Origin of the sequence: Rhizobium sp. 862_C5_N1_2, from assembly GCF_051811205.1 — a bacterium.
GTDB classification, from domain to species: Bacteria; Pseudomonadota; Alphaproteobacteria; order Rhizobiales; family Rhizobiaceae; genus Rhizobium; species Rhizobium leguminosarum.
The window spans coordinates 4,705,548-4,723,317 of record NZ_JBPWPT010000001.1 but is presented as its reverse complement, the minus strand read 5'-3'; the positions used below and the strand labels follow the sequence as shown (position 1 = coordinate 4,723,317).

14 protein-coding genes are annotated in these 17,770 nt (G+C 61.1%); 11 read left to right on the top strand and 3 right to left on the bottom strand.

Annotated features, from left to right (window positions below):
- Nucleotides 1-145 precede the first annotated feature (145 nt).
- Nucleotides 146-562, top strand: coding sequence for a MarR family winged helix-turn-helix transcriptional regulator (locus tag ACD590_RS23155; protein ID WP_003544385.1), 417 nt, complete (start codon nucleotides 146-148; stop codon nucleotides 560-562).
- Nucleotides 563-675: 113 nt separating this feature from the next.
- On the opposite strand, the gene ACD590_RS23150 is transcribed toward ACD590_RS23155, so the two are convergent.
- Nucleotides 676-3,060 carry a bifunctional diguanylate cyclase/phosphodiesterase gene (locus ACD590_RS23150; protein ID WP_028731843.1) on the bottom strand — a complete coding sequence of 795 codons (2,385 nt, stop codon included), beginning with the start codon at nucleotides 3,058-3,060 and terminating at the stop codon, nucleotides 676-678.
- Between the two features lie 214 nt (nucleotides 3,061-3,274).
- On the opposite strand from ACD590_RS23150, the gene ACD590_RS23145 reads away from it, so the two are divergent.
- The 7 genes from ACD590_RS23145 to ACD590_RS23115 all read left to right on the top strand — a co-directional run bounded on the left by ACD590_RS23145 (nucleotide 3,275) and on the right by ACD590_RS23115 (nucleotide 13,080).
- Nucleotides 3,275-4,663 (top strand): M20/M25/M40 family metallo-hydrolase, encoded by a 1,389-nt coding sequence (locus ACD590_RS23145; protein ID WP_028731844.1) that lies wholly within the window; start codon nucleotides 3,275-3,277, stop codon nucleotides 4,661-4,663.
- Nucleotides 4,664-5,066: 403 nt separating this feature from the next.
- A complete protein-coding gene (locus tag ACD590_RS23140; RefSeq protein ID WP_028731845.1) occupies nucleotides 5,067-5,735 on the top strand; it encodes an SH3 domain-containing protein in 669 nt (222 codons plus the stop codon).
- Nucleotides 5,736-6,271: 536 nt separating this feature from the next.
- Nucleotides 6,272-6,493, top strand: a complete 222-nt coding sequence (locus ACD590_RS23135) for a hypothetical protein (RefSeq protein ID WP_028731846.1) — start codon at nucleotides 6,272-6,274, stop codon at nucleotides 6,491-6,493.
- 211 nt (nucleotides 6,494-6,704) lie between these two features.
- A complete protein-coding gene (locus tag ACD590_RS23130; RefSeq protein WP_028731847.1) occupies nucleotides 6,705-9,044 on the top strand; it encodes a transglycosylase domain-containing protein in 2,340 nt (779 codons plus the stop codon).
- Between the two features lie 383 nt (nucleotides 9,045-9,427).
- On the top strand, nucleotides 9,428-11,344 hold the full coding sequence (gene dnaK / locus ACD590_RS23125) for a molecular chaperone DnaK (RefSeq protein ID WP_018244286.1): 1,917 nt from the start codon (nucleotides 9,428-9,430) through the stop codon (nucleotides 11,342-11,344).
- 86 nt (nucleotides 11,345-11,430) lie between these two features.
- Nucleotides 11,431-12,558, top strand: a complete 1,128-nt coding sequence (dnaJ, locus tag ACD590_RS23120) for a molecular chaperone DnaJ (RefSeq protein WP_018244285.1) — start codon at nucleotides 11,431-11,433, stop codon at nucleotides 12,556-12,558.
- Between the two features lie 321 nt (nucleotides 12,559-12,879).
- Nucleotides 12,880-13,080, top strand: coding sequence for a hypothetical protein (locus ACD590_RS23115; RefSeq protein WP_018244284.1), 201 nt, complete (start codon nucleotides 12,880-12,882; stop codon nucleotides 13,078-13,080).
- Nucleotides 13,081-13,334: 254 nt separating this feature from the next.
- Here ACD590_RS23115 and ACD590_RS23110 read toward each other — a convergent pair whose 3' ends face one another.
- Nucleotides 13,335-13,700 (bottom strand): helix-turn-helix domain-containing protein, encoded by a 366-nt coding sequence (locus tag ACD590_RS23110; RefSeq protein ID WP_018244283.1) that lies wholly within the window; start codon nucleotides 13,698-13,700, stop codon nucleotides 13,335-13,337.
- A gap of 449 nt (nucleotides 13,701-14,149) precedes the next feature.
- Here ACD590_RS23110 and recF point away from each other — a divergent pair, with 449 nt between their 5' ends.
- Genes recF through ACD590_RS23095 form a run of 3 tightly spaced genes read left to right on the top strand, consistent with a single transcriptional unit; the run spans nucleotide 14,150 to nucleotide 16,580 of the window.
- Nucleotides 14,150-15,274 carry a DNA replication/repair protein RecF gene (recF, locus tag ACD590_RS23105; RefSeq protein WP_018448011.1) on the top strand — a complete coding sequence of 375 codons (1,125 nt, stop codon included), beginning with the start codon at nucleotides 14,150-14,152 and terminating at the stop codon, nucleotides 15,272-15,274.
- On the top strand, nucleotides 15,271-16,095 hold the full coding sequence (locus ACD590_RS23100; RefSeq protein ID WP_130653387.1) for a molybdopterin-synthase adenylyltransferase MoeB: 825 nt from the start codon (nucleotides 15,271-15,273) through the stop codon (nucleotides 16,093-16,095). The genes recF and ACD590_RS23100 overlap by 4 nt, the downstream gene beginning before the upstream one ends.
- Nucleotides 16,092-16,580: a GNAT family N-acetyltransferase gene (locus ACD590_RS23095; protein ID WP_028731849.1), complete on the top strand. Its 489-nt coding sequence runs from the start codon at nucleotides 16,092-16,094 to the stop codon at nucleotides 16,578-16,580. The genes ACD590_RS23100 and ACD590_RS23095 overlap by 4 nt, the downstream gene beginning before the upstream one ends.
- Nucleotides 16,581-16,593: 13 nt before the next feature.
- Here ACD590_RS23095 and ACD590_RS23090 read toward each other — a convergent pair whose 3' ends face one another.
- Nucleotides 16,594-17,595, bottom strand: a complete 1,002-nt coding sequence (locus tag ACD590_RS23090; protein ID WP_028731850.1) for a 2-hydroxyacid dehydrogenase — start codon at nucleotides 17,593-17,595, stop codon at nucleotides 16,594-16,596.
- Nucleotides 17,596-17,770 lie beyond the last annotated feature (175 nt).

Below are 17,770 nucleotides of genomic sequence, written 5' to 3'. Positions count from 1 at the left end.
ACCTCCAGGCCATGGCGACTTTTGTTTTTTCGAGGCACTCGAAATTATCATCACGGCTTGCATGTTAAGGAGCATCGTAATGCGATTTGCTGCATTGTCTCCGGCATGGTTTTGAGCCTAACTTGCAATCATGGGATTTAACCGCATGGATTCGGGAGCCTACCTTGCCAGCCAGCTGGCGAAGGGTTTTGCCCGCTCGCTGCACCAGCGCGCGGTCGGGCTTGGTTTTTCTCCGGGCCAGTTCCCCATCCTGCTGGAACTCTGGGCCGAGGACGGGCTGACCCAGAAACAGCTTCTCGAGCGGGTCGATATCGAGCAGGCGACCATGGCCAATACGCTTTCGCGCATGGTCCGCGACGGGCTGATCGAGCGCCGGCCGCATCCGTCCGACAAGCGGGCGCAACTGCTCTTCCTGACGCCGAGGGCGCGCGCCATGGAGGCCGAGGCGATCGAGACCGCGCGTGAGGCCGACCTTGCGCTGTTTAAAGGTTTCCGGGTTTTCGAGCGCGAGCTGACGCTCGAATATATCCGCCGGCTGCTGGAAAACGCCAAGGCGCTCTGACCGCTGCATAATTTTATCCTTAAATCATAATCGATTTAAGGATAAAATTATTCAGCAATTCAAAGTGTTACAGCGTTTTTTGCGCGTCTGAAAAGACGCGCGGCGCTGTAAGATCACTCGCCGGCACGCTGTGCGCGTCGCAATAGGGACACGCCGGTTTCGATCTGCATGGTCAGGACGTTTTCGTCGGCGGCAAGCTTGACGCTCGGCTCGATATCCGGCTTGCCGAGTAAAAGGCCCTGCACTTGCGCGCAGCCTTCCTCGACGACGATCCGGCGCTGCATCTCCGTTTCCACGCCCTCCGTCACGACAGGCATGCCGAGGCTATGACCAAGGCCGATGATGGCGCGCACGATCGAGCGTGCCGACGCATCATGTTCCAGCACGCCGGTGAAACTGCGGTCGACCTTGATCTTGTCGAAAGGGAATGAACGCAGGTTGGACAGCGAGGAAAAACCGGTGCCGAAATCATCCATGACGATGTGCACGCCGAGCTTGTGCAGCCGCAGCAGCGTCGTCATCACCCGGTCGCGATCGCGAATGAGGGCCGCCTCGGTGATCTCGAGCTCCAGCCGGCTGGGCGCAAGCCCGGTTTCGGCGAGGATCGACTCGATCCGCTCACAGAGGTTCGGCAGCATGAATTGCACCGGTGAGAGATTGACGGCGATCATCAGCGGCAGCGGCCAGCGCACGGCCTCCCTGCAGGCCTGCAGCAACACCCATTCGCCGAGTTGGACGATCGAGCCGCTTTCCTCGGCGATCGGGATGAAGATATCGGGCTCGGTCAGGCCGTAACCTGGCCGGTTCCAGCGCATCAGGGCCTCGTAGCCGCCGATCTCGCCGCTCTGCGCATCGAGGATCGGCTGATAGCTGACATGGATCTGGTTGCGGGAGATCGCATGGCGCAGTTCGCTTTCGATCTGGCGGCGGTTCCGTGCCGCTTTGTCCATTTCCGCGTCGAAGAAACAGACCTTGCCGCGACCGTCATGCTTGACGCGGTAGAGTGCAGTATCGGCATTGTTGCAGAGCTCTTCAGCAGCAGCGCCATCCGCGGGATAGAGTGCGATGCCGAGGCTGACGCCGACGGCTGTGGGGTCACGCGCCGTGTCCATCTCGGCGGCGAATTCGTCGAGGATATCAGCCGCAAGCTTCTGCGCCGCCGCCGGCTGTTGCCCGGCGGGCTGAATGATGGCGAATTCATCGCCGCCGAGGCGGGCGACCGTATCGCTCTCATCGGCCACGCGGCGCAGGATCGAGGCGACCTTGCGGAGAATCCGGTCGCCTTCGGCATGGCCGAAGATATCGTTGACGGCCTTGAAGCGATCGAGGTCGAGATAGAAGAGGGCAACCTCGCTGTTCTTTCGTTCAGCCATCTGCAGCGCCTGCCGGATGCGGGTATCGAACAGCGACCTATTCGGCAGATCGGTGAGCACATCGTGGTGGGCGAGATGCTCGATCATCTCCTCGGCCTGCCTGCGCTCGGTGAGATCACGCACCGCAAGCACCTCACAATTGTGCCCGCGATAGACGATCCTGCTCGCGGTCACTTCGACGGCGATCTCCCTGCCGTTCCTGGTGTTGAGCAGCGTCTCGCTGGGTCTGTTCTGCCCAGTTCCCTGAATAGCAGACAAAACAGCCGAGGGCGCCTTGCCGGCAAGATCGGCAAGCTTCCAGCCGGAAAGCCCCTGGAAGCGTTCATTGGCATCGATGATCCGGCCTTCCCGCAGGATCAGCAGCCCTTCCTGCGAGGCATTCGCGAGCCCCCTCAGATCCGTCAGGTGGCTTTCGATAAAGACCACCGCGAGGGCAATCAGAATGAGCGTCGTCGCCGCCACCACGACGATCACAGCAAGCAGGCTGGCGTCGAGCACCGTTGCCGGAACTTGCTTGCCGGGATCCGGCACGAGTGTGATGCTAGCCATCGAGATGAAATGGAGAGCGCAGATCGCGAGGACGAAAGTGATTGACGAGGCGAGGAGCCGCCTCAGTCCCTTCAATTGGAAAAAGGCGTGGAAGGCGGCGCCCGACAACAGCGCTCCTGCGAGAACCGCACTCAGCGTCATCAAGGGATCATAAAGGATGACCGCCGGCGTTTCGATCGCCTGCATGCCGGTCAGGTGCATGGAGGCGATGCCGAGCGCCATCAGGACGCCGCCGCGGATGCGAGAAAACCTGCCGCGGCTTTCCGAAGCGACGAGGATCGCCGCCCACGAACCGACAACCGACAGGAGGAAAGAAAGCGTCGTCAGGCCCAGTTGGTAGCCGATCGGCATGCCGCCGTCATAGGCCAGCATTGCGATGAAGTGCGTTGCCCATACGCCGGTACCGAAAGCGAAAGCCGAGGCGCCGATCCAGAGCTTGCGCCGCCCGGCATCGCATTCCTGGGCGCGGGAAAGCAGCAGCATAGCCGCCGTAGCGCCGACCAGGCAGACCGCGGCGGCCGCAAGCACCAGCCGCCAATCGTGGTTGTCCCGAATACATGTAATGACCGAAAACATCCGAACCTCGCACAGCTGAATTCAGTCAGGCTATTTAGGTTATGCTAAATAACGGTAAATTGAATTAGAATTCTCTTCTATATTATCCAGCAAATCTTCTTGATATTAGTCTATGCCCCGCCGGTCTTTCGCGCCGCCGATTTTTTGTTTTTCCGCCTCGCCTGCCTATCTGGTTTGGTCTATCGTCCGGCCGAATTTCAAAAAGGAGTCGAAAATGACCGATGTACGTCAAGTGCTTGCGCGCGCGGATCAGAATCTTCCATCGAGCCTCGACAAGCTGTTCGAGCTTCTGCGCATCCAGTCGATATCCACCGATCCCGCCTACAAAGCCGAATGCCGAAAGGCTGCGGAATGGCTCCTCGCTTATCTCGGGACGCTCGGTTTTACGGCCTCGGTGCGCGATACACCAGGCCATCCGATGGTCGTCGCCCATCATGCCGGCGCGTCCGCCGATGCGCCGCATGTTCTCTTCTACGGCCATTACGATGTTCAGCCGGTCGATCCGATCGAACTCTGGGAAAACGACCCGTTCGAGCCATCGATCAAGGATGTCGGCGAGGGCCGCAAGATCTTGACCGGCCGCGGCACCTCCGACGACAAGGGCCAGTTGATGACCTTCGTCGAGGCTTGCCGCGCCTATAAGGAGATCAACGGCGCGCTTCCCTGCCGCATTACCATTCTCTTCGAGGGCGAGGAGGAATCCGGCTCGCCATCCCTGAAGCCCTTCCTCGAAGCCAATGCCGCCGAACTCAAGGCCGATTATGCGCTCGTCTGCGATACCGGCATGTGGGACCGCGACACGCCGGCGATCGCCGCTGCATTGCGCGGCCTCGTCGGCGAGGAAGTGATCGTGACGGCGGCGGACCGCGACCTGCATTCCGGTCTCTTCGGCGGCGCGGCGGCCAATCCGATCCATATTCTCGTCGAGGCTCTTGCCGGCCTGCATGACGAGACGGGCCGCATCACGCTTGACGGCTTCTATGAAGGCGTCGAGGAGACGCCTGACAACATCAAGGCGTCATGGGAGACGCTCGGCAAGACCGCGGAGAGCTTCCTCGGCGAAGTCGGCCTTTCCATTCCATCCGGCGAGAAGGGCCGTTCGGTGCTGGAACTCACCTGGGCCCGGCCAACCGCCGAAATCAACGGCATCTGGGGCGGGTATACCGGCGAAGGCTTCAAGACGGTGATCGCCGCCAAGGCTTCGGCCAAGGTTTCGTTCCGGCTTGTCGGCACGCAGGATCCGGCCGCCATCCGCGAGGCTTTCCGCAGCTATATCAGCTCGAAGATTCCCGCCGATTGCTCGGTGGAGTTCCATCCGCATGGCGGCTCGCCGGCAATCCATCTCTCCTATGATTCGCCGGTTCTGACCAAGGCGAAGAACGCGCTTTCCGACGAGTGGCCGAAACCCGCCATCGTCATCGGCATGGGCGGGTCGATCCCGATCGTCGGGGATTTCCAGAAGATGCTCGGCATGGAATCGCTGCTCGTCGGCTTTGGCCTCAGCGATGATCGCATCCACTCGCCGAACGAGAAATACGAGCTTATCTCCTACCACAAGGGCATCCGCTCCTGGGTGCGGATTCTTCAGTCGCTCGCTGCCTGAAGGAAAAGGCGCGGCTTCCATCAAGACGCGCCACGCAAAGTCGCGACAAACAAAAAGGCCGGTTCGACCCGGCCTTTCGTCATCCGCTCATCTCAGTGCCAGTTCATCCGTGGTCAAGGAGCAAGCGGGTATTGCAATGAGACTGCCGCCGAAAGGTTAACGGACCGTTAACAGTGCCCGCCCTTGCCGGAAGCACTACTCGCGGCTCAAGGGCGCTGACAGACATTTCGCCGTTCAAGCTACGTTCATCGCGAGCGACGTATAAGCCATTGAAAGATAAGACGAATGATAACGCCCTAAAAACACCTGCGGGCGATCCGTCTATCTTTTGTTTCAGTGGCATATGCCAAGGAAACGCGGCCCCAGCGCTGCCTGAAAAACGTGCCAACAAGGACTGAGAAGCGTGAAAAATCTCTTTGTTAAAATCGCAGCGGTCGGCCTGCTTATGCTGGCGCCTGCCGTAGTGCAGGCTGCCGAGGGCTACTCGACGGCGAACGTCAACATGCGTGCGGGTCCGAGCACCCGTTATCCTGCCGTCGCGGTCATCCCGGCTGGTTCTTCCGTCGAGATCCGCGGATGCCTTTCCGACGTCAACTGGTGCGACGTGGAATTCTACGGCGGCCGCGGCTGGGTTTCCGGCCAGTACGTGCAGGCCCTCTACCAGCAGCGCCGCGTCTATGTCGGCCCGCAATATTACCGTCCGCTCGGCATTCCGATGATTCGCTTCAGCGTCGACAATTATTGGGACCGCTACTACCGCAACCGCGATTTCTATCGCGACCGTGACCGCTGGAGCCGCGGCCCGGACTATTACTACCGCGACCGCGACAATCGGGATCGCGATAGAGATCGGGATAACCGGGATCGCGACCGGAACTGGCGCGAGCGGGATGGCGACCGAGATGGGCGCGACCGCGATCGTGACTGGCGCGACGACAATCAAAGGGACGATCGGCAGAGGGGCGATCGGCAAAGAGGTGAACGGCAGAGGGACGACCGGAGAGGCGATGATCGCAGGCCGGACCGCAGGGACTTTGATTGCCGCCCCGGCGATCCCTCCTGCGACGAATGAAACACAAAGGGGACGGCAGCGCCGTCCTCTTCCGAGGCTTGAAGCCAAGGGAAAACACCCAAGAAAAAGCCCGGCGCTCCCATGAGGGATGCACCGGGCCTGATGTCGATCGGCGCGTGTTGAGGGGAGACGGCCGATCATGCGCGGGACGTGAGGGGTTGTCCCGCTTGTACTTAAACAATCGCGGAGCCTATTGGTTCCGCCTCCTGCATAATTCCTTAAATCGGAATCGAATTTAAGGACGAAATTATGCATGAATTCAAAGTGTTACAGTGTCCTTTGCGCTTCTCGAAAAGACGCGCGGCGCGGTAATCCACGTCGTATCGCACGTAACTCACGCCACGCACTTCGGGGCCTTTGTTTTCACGACGCGCGCCGCTTCGCCGGCGAACGCAAGACAGGAACCGCGGGGGAACTCGAATGCGGTCACCGACAATTTGATGTGAAGCCATCGCGAGGCTCTTGTTTTGCGGGATTCTTTATTGCAGTTTTGTGGCGTTGCGGATTGATTTTAATCCGTTCGAGGCTGGACCCTGATGACGCAAGACTACCTGGCTTTCTTCGGGCTTTTTGCCCCTCGGGCAGCCGCCGCAGATGTTACCGTTTGGCATAAACACAACCCCATCCTGCCTGTACGCCTTACCGATGGGGCGAACCTCAACCCTTCCGGCCAGATCTGGCGCCGCTTTAATCTGGGCGAGTGGGAATATAAGCAGGACCCGGAAACGCTCGACGATTACGAGGCCCGGCAGTTCTGAAGGCCAATGCTGTCGCCCGGCGCGATCTGCTTTACTTTCCATTATTAACACCCCGTTAAATCGCCGCATTTACAGTTCAGTCGGATGATCACGGCGGCACTCAAAGTGCTCCAGCGTCCTTTGCGCGTCTGAAAAGACGCGCGGCGCTGGAGAAGAGCACCGTTATGCGAAGCTGGCTTCGCGATCGAACATGGGGTGTGACCGGTCCGCGATGGCAGGCAGAGGCAGATCAGGCGACAGAATAGAACCGTCCTTCAGCGGCCGCCCGGCACGCGACGATGACGAATTCTCGCTTGATGCCGACGATCGCATTGCCGGAGGCCGATCCCAACGCCGCGGCGGCTCGAAACCCCCGCCGCAACGTGCAGCCCCCCGGCGGCGGCGCGAGCCGCGGGAGCGTGAAGGCGGCGGGTTTTTCGGATTCCTGCGCCGCGTGATCTACTGGTGCGTCGTGCTTTTCATCTGGGCGGGCATCGGCGTTGCCGGGCTTGTGGTCTATTATGGCTCGCGCATGCCGAGCGCCAGCACATGGGCGATCCCGGAACGGCCGCCGAATGTGAAGATTACTGCCGTCGACGGCAGCGTCATCGCCAATCGCGGCGCGACCGGCGGCGAGGCGCTGTCGCTCGAAAACATGTCGCCCTATATTCCGGAAGCCGTCATCGCCATCGAGGATCGGCGTTTCTATTCGCATTTCGGCGTCGATCCGCTCGGCCTCGGCCGGGCGATCGTGACCAACTTCACGGCCGGCCACATGGTGCAGGGTGGCTCGACGCTGACGCAGCAGCTTGCCAAGAACCTCTTCCTCTCCCCGGACAGGACGCTGGAACGTAAGGTGCAGGAGGTGCTGCTCGCGCTGTGGCTGGAGCAGAAATACACCAAGGACCAGATCCTTGCCATGTATCTCAACCGGGTGTTCTTCGGATCGAACGCCTATGGCGTCGAGGCGGCATCACGCCGCTACTTCAACAAATCGGCGCGTGACGTGAACCTCGGCGAGGCCGCGGTGCTGGCCGGCCTGCTCAAGGCGCCGTCGCGGCTTTCGCCGGCCCGCGATGCCGACGCGGCGAATGCCCGCGCCCAACTCGTGCTCGCAGCAATGCGCGAACAGGGCTTCATCACCGATTCCGAGGTCAAGACGGCGATGTCACAGACCCCGGCCTCGGCCAAGAGCTACTGGTCGGGCGCCGGGCACTACGTCGCCGACATGGTGATGGACGAGCTGCCGGGTCTGATCGGCGACGTCAAGGAAGACGTCATCGTCGATACGACGATCGACAAGTCGCTGGAAAAGAAGGCCGAGCAATCACTGGTCGACGTGCTCGACAAGGAGGGCGGGAAGCTCGACGCCTCGCAGGCGGCCCTCGTCTCGATCGACGGCACCGGCGCGATCCGGGCGCTCGTCGGCGGCAGGGACTATGCGACGAGCCAGTTCAACCGCGCCGTCAAGGCCAAACGCCAGCCGGGTTCCTCGTTCAAGCCCTTCGTCTATGCCGCAGCACTCGAGAAGGGGCTGACGCCCTATTCGGTGTTCAACGACGCGCCGATCCGGATCGGCGACTGGACGCCCGAAAATTACGAGAAGAAATACAATGGCGAAGTGACGCTGGCGACCGCGCTGGCCAAGTCGCTGAACACGGTGGCCGCCCAGCTGGTGATGTATGACGGGCCGGATCAGGTGATCAAGCTTGCCCACCGGCTCGGCATCGAAAGCGAGCTGCAGCCGAACGCCTCGATCGCGCTCGGCACGTCCGAGGTGTCGCTGATGGAACTTACCGCCTCCTATGCCGCCTTCATGAACGGCGGCTACAAGGCGACGCCGCACGTCATTCGCCGGGTGACGACTGCCGAAGGGAAGGTTCTCTACGAAAATACCTATGACAGCCCACCGCGCGTGCTCTCCGAGCAGATCGTCGCCGAGATGGATGCAATGATGATGGGCGTCATCGACAACGGCACCGGCAAGAGCGCCAAGATCCCAGGCTGGCAGGCGGCGGGAAAGACCGGCACAACGCAGAATTCGCGCGACGCGCTCTTCGTCGGCTTCACCAGCAACCTCACCACGGGGGTCTGGTTCGGCAATGACGACGGCAAGCCGATGAAGAAGGTGACAGGCGGCGGCTTGCCCGCCAAGGCCTGGAAGGAATTCATGATCGCCGCCCACAAGGGTCTTTCGCCGGCACCGCTCTTCGGCAACGGCCAGTTGATCGCCGATCCGAACAATGGTCAGCCGATGGCGCAGGCAGCCCCTGGTGATGGACAAGCGGGCAGTGGGCAACCGATGACGGCCGAGGCGCCGCCGTCAACGATCGGCGGTATCATTTCCGGCGTCTTCGGCGGCGACGACAATGCAAACCGCTATCCGCAAGCGCCTGTCCGGCAGCAGGCGGCAAGCTCCGGCAATGGCCCGGTTCCGCCCGCAGACATTGCCGAAGGCGGCGGCTCGAACTATGAGGGCGTGGTGCCACCCGGGGATGTCGGAGGCGCGCAGACAACCTCTTCCGTCCAGCCGCGGCGCACGACGCTGCTCGATCTGATCATGGGCCAGTGAGATCTTTGCTGCACGTCCAACACAAGCCCGATGCTCTAAAGCGCATCGCGATCTTTCAGAGTCGCTATCGCGCTTTAGGTCTTTGTTTTACGCATGTCGTCGTCGCAAGACCGCTTCACAGTTTTGCGCGACATGCTCTAAAAATCGGCCGCTTTCCGGACATGGGGCGACCTCTTTCCCGGCTACTGTAAAAATTGAACGCAACACATTCGTTTTGCTGGATTCCGGGGCATTTCTCGCCTTGCAGTCCAGAAAACCGCTCCTTATATACGCCGCATCACCGCAATCACGATTGCGTAATCGCAAGTAGACCCATCCCGTAAGGGGCTGTCAGGGAAATGCCTTCTCGGGGTTCCGACAGCTTGCTTCAAGGAGAGAATGACATGGCAAAAGTAATTGGTATCGACCTTGGAACGACGAATTCCTGCGTCGCAGTCATGGACGGCAAGGACGCGAAGGTTATCGAAAATGCGGAAGGTGCACGCACGACCCCTTCCATGGTGGCATTTTCCGATGATGGCGAACGCCTCGTCGGCCAGCCGGCCAAGCGCCAGGCAGTCACCAACCCGACGAACACGCTCTTTGCGGTCAAGCGCCTGATCGGCCGCCGCTACGAAGATCCGACCGTCGAGAAGGACAAGCACCTCGTTCCCTTCACCATCGTCAAGGGCGACAATGGCGACGCCTGGGTCGAAGCCAATGGCAAGGGCTACTCGCCCGCACAGATTTCCGCGATGATCCTTCAGAAGATGAAGGAAACCGCCGAATCCTATCTCGGCGAAAAGGTCGAGAAGGCCGTCATCACCGTTCCCGCCTATTTCAACGACGCGCAGCGCCAGGCAACCAAGGATGCCGGCCGCATCGCTGGTCTTGAAGTTCTGCGCATCATCAACGAGCCGACCGCTGCAGCCCTCGCCTACGGCCTCGACAAGAAAGAAGGCAAGACAATTGCCGTCTACGACCTTGGCGGCGGCACCTTCGATATTTCGATCCTCGAGATCGGCGACGGCGTCTTCGAAGTGAAGTCCACCAACGGCGATACTTTCCTCGGCGGTGAAGACTTCGACATGCGTCTCGTCGAATATCTCGTTGCCGAGTTCAAGAGGGACAACGGCATCGACCTGAAGAACGACAAGCTTGCCCTGCAGCGCCTCAAGGAAGCTGCGGAAAAGGCAAAGATCGAGCTTTCGTCCTCGCAGCAGACCGAAATCAACCTGCCGTTCATCACGGCCGACGCCTCCGGCCCGAAGCATCTGACGCTGAAGCTGACCCGTGCCAAGCTCGAGAGCCTAGTCGACGATCTCGTCCAGCGCACGATCGCGCCGTGCAAGGCAGCGCTCAAGGATGCCGGTGTCACCGCTGCCGAAATCGACGAAGTGGTTCTCGTCGGTGGCATGAGCCGCATGCCGAAGGTACAGGAAGTCGTCAAGCAGCTGTTCGGCAAGGAGCCGCATAAGGGCGTCAACCCGGATGAAGTGGTGGCGCTTGGTGCTGCCATCCAGGCCGGCGTTCTGCAGGGCGACGTCAAAGATGTCCTGCTCCTCGACGTGACGCCGCTGTCGCTCGGCATCGAGACCCTCGGTGGTGTCTTCACCCGCCTGATCGAACGCAACACGACGATCCCGACGAAGAAGAGCCAGACCTTCTCGACCGCCGAAGACAACCAGCAGGCCGTGACCATCCGCGTTTCGCAGGGCGAGCGTGAAATGGCTGCCGACAACAAGCTGCTCGGCCAGTTCGACCTCGTTGGTCTGCCGCCGTCGCCGCGCGGCATGCCGCAGATCGAAGTCACCTTCGACATCGACGCCAACGGCATCGTGCAGGTTTCGGCCAAGGACAAGGGCACCGGCAAGGAACAGCAGATCCGCATCCAGGCTTCCGGCGGTCTTTCCGACGCCGACATCGAGAAGATGGTGAAGGATGCCGAAGCCCATGCCACCGAAGACAAGAAGCGCCGCGAGGCCGTCGAAGCCCGGAACCAGGCTGAAAGCCTGATCCATTCCTCGGAAAAGTCGCTGAAGGATTACGGTGACAAGGTTTCCGAGGCCGACCGCACCGCGATCTCGGATGCGATCGCCGCGCTGAAGACGGCGTCGGAAGCGTCGGAGCCCGATGCCGACGACATCAAGGCCAAGACCCAGACGCTGATGGAAGTGTCGATGAAGCTCGGCCAGGCGATCTATGAAGCACAGCAGGCCGAAAGCGGCGCTGCTGGCGATGCCTCCGCCGAAGGCGGCGACAATGTCGTCGATGCCGACTACGAGGAAATCAAGGACGACGACCGCAAGAAGTCCGCGTAATCCGCGACGGCGTGGTTATGCTTCAACACCTGATCCGGCTGCTCACCATGGCAGCCGGAAAATCCATTTCCGGGGTTTAATCCTTAATGGCAAAAGCGGACTTTTACGAAACTCTGGGTGTAGCCAAGTCGGCGGACGAGAAAGAGCTGAAAAGCGCCTTCCGCAAACTGGCGATGAAATTTCATCCGGACAAAAACCCGGATGACAAGGACGCCGAACGGAAGTTCAAGGAAATCAACGAAGCATACGAGATGCTCAAGGACCCGCAGAAGCGGGCGGCCTATGATCGCTATGGCCATGCGGCCTTCGAGCATGGCGGCATGGGCGGCGGTGGCGGCGGATTTGCCGGCGGCGGTTTCTCCGACATCTTCGAGGATATCTTCGGCGAAATGATGGGTGGTGGGCGCGCTCGCCAGCGCTCGTCGGGCGGGCGCGAGCGTGGTGCCGATCTTCGCTACAACATGGAAATAACGCTGGAAGAATCTTTCTCCGGCAAGACGGCGCAGATCCGCGTTCCCACCTCGATCACCTGCGACGTCTGTACGGGTTCGGGCGCCAAGCCCGGCACGCAGCCAAAGAACTGCGGCACCTGCCAGGGAACGGGGCGCGTGCGCGCGGCACAGGGCTTCTTCTCGATCGAGCGGACCTGCCCGACCTGCCATGGCCGCGGCCAGATCATTCCCGATCCCTGCCCGAAGTGCCACGGCCAGGGCCGGGTGACGGAAGAGCGTTCGCTCTCGGTCAACATCCCTGCCGGCATCGAGGACGGCACGCGCATCCGGCTGCAGGGCGAAGGCGAAGCCGGCGCCCGCGGCGGACCAGCGGGCGATCTCTACATCTTCCTGTCGGTCAAACCGCATGAATTCTACCAGCGCGACGGAGCCGATCTCTATTGCGCGGTTCCGATCTCGATGACGACGGCCGCGCTCGGCGGAACCTTCGACGTAGCGACGCTTGACGGCACCAAGTCGCGCGTAACCGTGCCTGAGGGCACGCAGGTCGGCAAACAGTTCCGCCTCAAGGGCAAGGGAATGCCGGTGCTGCGTTCGGTGCAGACGGGCGACCTCTACATCCAGATCCAGATCGAGACGCCGCAAAAGCTCACCAAGCGGCAACGCGAACTGCTTCAGGAATTCGAGCAGCTTTCTTCCAAGGAGAACAATCCGGAATCGACGGGCTTCTTTGCCCGCATGAAGGAATTCTTCGAAGGCTGAGCCGCAATCGACACGCCTATTTCGAAAGCCGGGGACGGAAACGTCTCCGGTTTTTTTGTTCCAGGAATCCCGATTTGCGACATTCGCCGCCCGCGCCGGCCAATCTGTCCCGGATCGATACGGCGGCGGACGGGAAGACGACTTGCGTTAACGCAGCCAGATGATGCCGCTTGCAAGTTTTCCAAATGAATTCAGTCTCTGCGGTCAGCGCATAACTCCGAAGATCGGAATCTCCTTTTGGGGTTATGCACCAAATCAAAGCGATAGAGCGTCCTTAGCACGGCGCTCTAGCGGGGGACAACCAAACCAAGGGTATCGACCATGGCGCCAGCCTTTTCCTCTCAGTCCGAAGACGTCGACGTTCTCGCCGGCGCCATCTACACCTGGTGCGCCGAGCGCAACATCAAGCTTCGCAGCCAGCAGGGCCTTTCAATCGCCAACATCGCGATCGACCTCTATCATGCCGGCCACCAGACGCAGGACGATCTGCTGATGGCGCTGCACGAATGCGAGATTCACTGAAGCGCGCGGCATCGAACCTGAACCGGGCGACCTGCTTCCCGGTCTTCGCCTTGAGGCACGCCGTCCTTCCAAAACCGCTGTACACCCGCATCGGTCCGAGATCATCCAGACCTTGAACAGGTCGTGCTTTCGGTGGGAATCCATTGCCCGCTGCATAGCTTATCGGAACCGATGCAGGGATAAAATCATGCAGCAATTCAAAGTGCTAGAGCGTCCTTGCGGCTCTCGAAAAGATGCCCGGCGCTGTCGTGGAATCAAGCGGCGGTTTCGGCCACTTCGCCAGTCATGAGGGTGACGATGGTCTTGACCGCTTCCTTGCCTGCCGGTGAGTTCAGCTTGTCGTAGCTCAGCGCAAGCGCATAGGCGTCGGGGCTGAGTTCGACACGGCTGCCGAATGGTGACATGCCGGCGCCCTCGAAAAGAGCAGAGATCTCAACGTCGAGAAAAACCGCGATCTGATGCAGCTTGCTGGCGGAAACGCGGTTCGTTCCCTTTTCGTATTTCTGGATCTGCTGGAAAGTCAGTCCGAGTGCTTCGCCAAGCTCAAGTTGGGAAACACGGCGAAGGGCGCGAAACTGTCTGACGTTGCGACCGACGATAATATCAACCGGATCTGGCACTTCATCACTCTCTTATACATAAACGTTCCGTTTACCATATCGTCTGCACCAGATAACTCAACCCTGCAGTTGCAAAATTCAACCGACTTTTTTTGGGCTTTACGTTACGTCAATAGCCTTAAAGGATGGCAGCAAACCCTGAATATCCGGAGCTGGGAGGCATTGACAATAACTGTCGACAGTATCAGCTTGGCGATGTCAGACCATCTCCGGTGGTTGTATTTTTAGCAGAATTTCGAAAGTGTCATGGCTGCCGTTACACCGGGAAGATGTCGGACACCAGGACTTCGGTCACGGGATCTCTGGAATATATGTCCTGGGTGGCGCCAGCCGCCGCGTCCCTGACTTGCGGCAGCACCGACGGTACGATCCCACGGCCAAAAAGCTGCCAGCCTTGCCATCAGCGCCGCTTCGGCTTAGCTGTCACGCTTTACGATTCCGGACATTCGATGCCGCACAAGGTTTCTCTTTCCCGTCTGAAGCTGACAGACTTCCGCAACTATGCGGCGGCGGCCCTTACCCTTGACGGTCGGCATGCCGTACTGACGGGAGATAACGGCGCCGGCAAGACCAATCTCATGGAGGCCGTCTCCCTGCTTTCGCCTGGCCGCGGCCTGCGCCGCGCGGCTTATGGCGATATCACCCGCGTCGGCGCCGCCGGTGGCTTTTCGATCTTCGCCGCGCTCGACGGCATGGAGGGTGACGTCGAGATCGGCACCGGCATCGAAACGAGCGAGGAGACCATCGCCCGCAGGCTGCGCATCAATGGCACGACGGCAAAGACTGCGGACGAACTGACCGACCATCTGCGCCTTCTCTGGCTGACACCGGCGATGGACGGGCTCTTTACCGGCGCCTCTTCCGACCGACGCCGCTTTCTCGACCGGCTGGTGCTGTCACTCGATCCCGCTCATGGCCGCCGCGCCAGCGATTTCGAGCGCGCCATGCGCAGCCGCAACAAATTGCTGGACGAAGGCCGCTTCGATCCGTCCTGGCTTGCCGGCATCGAGGAGCAGATGGCAAGCCTCGGTATCGCCATGGCGCTCGCCCGGCAGGAGATGCTCGGCCTCCTGACCCGGCTGATCGAGGAAACACGGGAGAGCTCGCCCTTCCCTTCGGCATCGCTGCAGCTCTCGGGCTTCATGGACGGTCAGTTCTCGCGCCCCTCGGTCGACCTCGAGGATGACTACGCGGCGATGCTGGCAGAGAGCCGCTACCGCGATGCCGGCGCTGGACGCACGCTCGAGGGGCCGCACCGGGCCGACCTCATCGTGCATCACCGCGAAAAGGCGATGGAGGCGGAGCGTTGCTCCACCGGCGAGCAGAAAGCGCTGCTTGTCGGCCTGGTGCTTGCGCATGCGCGGCTCGTCGGCAATCTCACCGGCCATGCGCCGATCCTGCTGCTCGACGAGATCGCAGCGCATCTCGACGAGAACAGACGCGCCGCGCTGTTCGACCTTATCGACGGGCTCGGCGGCCAGGCCTTCATGACCGGAACAGATCGCGCGATGTTTTCGGCACTCGGCGACAGGGCGCAGTTTTTCACGGTTTCCGACGGAAGAGTGTTCGAATGACGGAGGCGGCTTTTCCCGGCGTCGGGCGTCATGATAACATCGGCGCCATGGAACCGCTCAGCCCGGAAGAAATAGCGCGGTATCACCGCCACATCCTGCTCCCCGAGATCGGCGGCGCCGGCCAGCAGAAACTGAAAGCCGCCCGCGTGCTGGTGATCGGCGCCGGCGGCCTCGGTGCACCGGTCCTGCAATATCTGGCCGCAGCCGGCGTCGGCACGCTCGGTATCGTCGACGACGACCGGGTGTCGCTGTCGAACCTGCAGCGCCAGGTGATCCATGATTCCGGCACGATCGGCGAGTTGAAGACGGAGAGTGCCGCCTTCGCCATCGCCAGGCTCAATCCGCATGTCCGACTGATCCGCTTCGAGGAACGCTTTTCCCCGGAGGCCGCCCGCCGTCAGCTCTCCGGTTTCGATCTACTGATCGACGGCTCCGACAATTTCGACACGCGTTATGCCGCCGCCGATGCGGCGGAAGAAGCGCGCATCCCGCTCGTCAGCGGCGCCGTCGGGCGTTTCGATGGTTCGCTGACGGTTCTCAAGCCCTATGAGACGGCTGAGGACGGAACGTCCAACCCTAGATATCGCGACCTGTTTCCGGAAGCGCCGCCGGCGGGTCTGATTCCCTCCTGCGCCGAGGCCGGCATCATCGGCGCGCTCACAGGCGTCATCGGCACGATGATGGCGATGGAGGCGATCAAGCTCGTCACCGTCACCGGCGAACCGCTGGTCGGACGGTTGCTGCTCTACGACGCGCTCTCGGCCCGCTTCGACACGGTTCGCTACAAACGACGCCGTACAACACAAAGACCAGCCGGATGACGATTATTCGTCTTGATCATAGCTTCACGCGCTGGGACGAACTGCTGACGCTCGTCCTTTCCGCCTTCGCCTCGATGAACGGCAGGATCGACCCGCCATCTTCGGCGCTCAAGCTGACGACGGAGTCACTGGCCGAAAAGGCCAGGGCCGAGATCGGCCATGTCGCCATCGACGGCGAAAAGCTGATCGGCTGCCTCTTCCTGCGGCCGGAGGCCGATTGTCTCTATGTCGGCAAGCTCGCCGTCCTGCCTGAGATGCAGGGCAAGGGCCTCGGCAAGCGGCTGCTGGCGATTGCCGAGGAAACGGCTGCGGCGCTCGGTCTTCCCGCTTTGAGGCTGGAAACGCGGATCGAACTCACCGACAATCACGCCGTCTTTGCCGCCTGTGGATTTTCCAGAACCGCCGAAAAGGCGCATCCCGGCTTTGCCAGGACGACATTCGTCGAGATGCGCAAGGTCCTTGCGCCTCCAATCTGCGTCGCCTGATTTACAGCGTTTTTCAACGACCCGGCAGCACGCGGTTCGGCGGCCTGTGACCGTCGATGAAGGTGCGGATGTTGATGATGACCTTGTCGCCCATGTCGATGCGGCCTTCGATCGTCGCCGAGCTCATATGCGGCAGCAGCACGACCTTGCCCTCATTGGCGAGCTTGACCAACTTCGGATTGACGGCAGGCTCGTTCTCGAAGACGTCGAGGCCGGCGCCGGCGATCCGGCCCTCCCTCAGGCATTTGATCAGCGCAGCTTCGTCGACCACGTCGCCGCGCGCGGTGTTGACGAGATAGGCCGTCGGCTGCAGCAGCGCCAGACGGCGGGCCGAGATCAGGTGGAAGGTCGCCGGCGTCGACGGACAATTGATCGAAACGATGTCGACGCGGGCGAGCATCTGGTCGAGGCTTTCCCAATAGGTCGCCTCCAGTTCGTCCTCAACGGCCGGATTGACGCGCTTGCGGTTGTGATAGTGGATCGACAGGCCGAAAGCCTTGGCGCGGCGGGCCACCGCCGTGCCGATGCGGCCCATACCGACGATGCCGATTCGCTTGCCGTGAATGCGCCGACCGAGCATCCAGGTGGGAGACCAGCCTGCCCATTCACCCGGCTTGTCGGTCAGCACGCGCGCACCTTCGCCGAGCCTTCTCGGAACCGCGAGAATCAGCGCCATGGTCATATCGGCGGTGTCTTCGGTCAGGACGTTCGGCGTGTTGGTGACGGTGATGCCCTTGCGCGCCGCCGCCTCGACGTCGATGTGATCAGTGCCATTGGAGAAGCTCGCAATCAGCTTCATCTGCGGTCCCGCCTGGTCGATCAGCGCCGCATCGATGCGATCGGTGACGGTCGGCACCAGTACGTCGGCGGTCTTGACCGCGGCGATAAGCTCGGGAACGGAACGCGGCGCGTCGTCGATGTTCAGCTCGGCGTCGAAGAGTTCGCGCATGCGGGTTTCGACGGCATCCGGCAGCTTGCGGGTGATGTAGACCTTCGGTTTTTTCTTCGCTGTCATGGCTGCCTGTGGTGCCTTGTTCAGAGGTCTTTAACCAAGAGGGGTGATAATTTTCCCATTCCGGGCATTTTCTACCAGACCCGCACGCGAAGACAAACAAAACTCGCGGTGCAGCCGGGGAATGTCAAAGCCCGGACCGCGAGCAGGCCGGGCCTGCCCGCGAATTCGAGCAAAC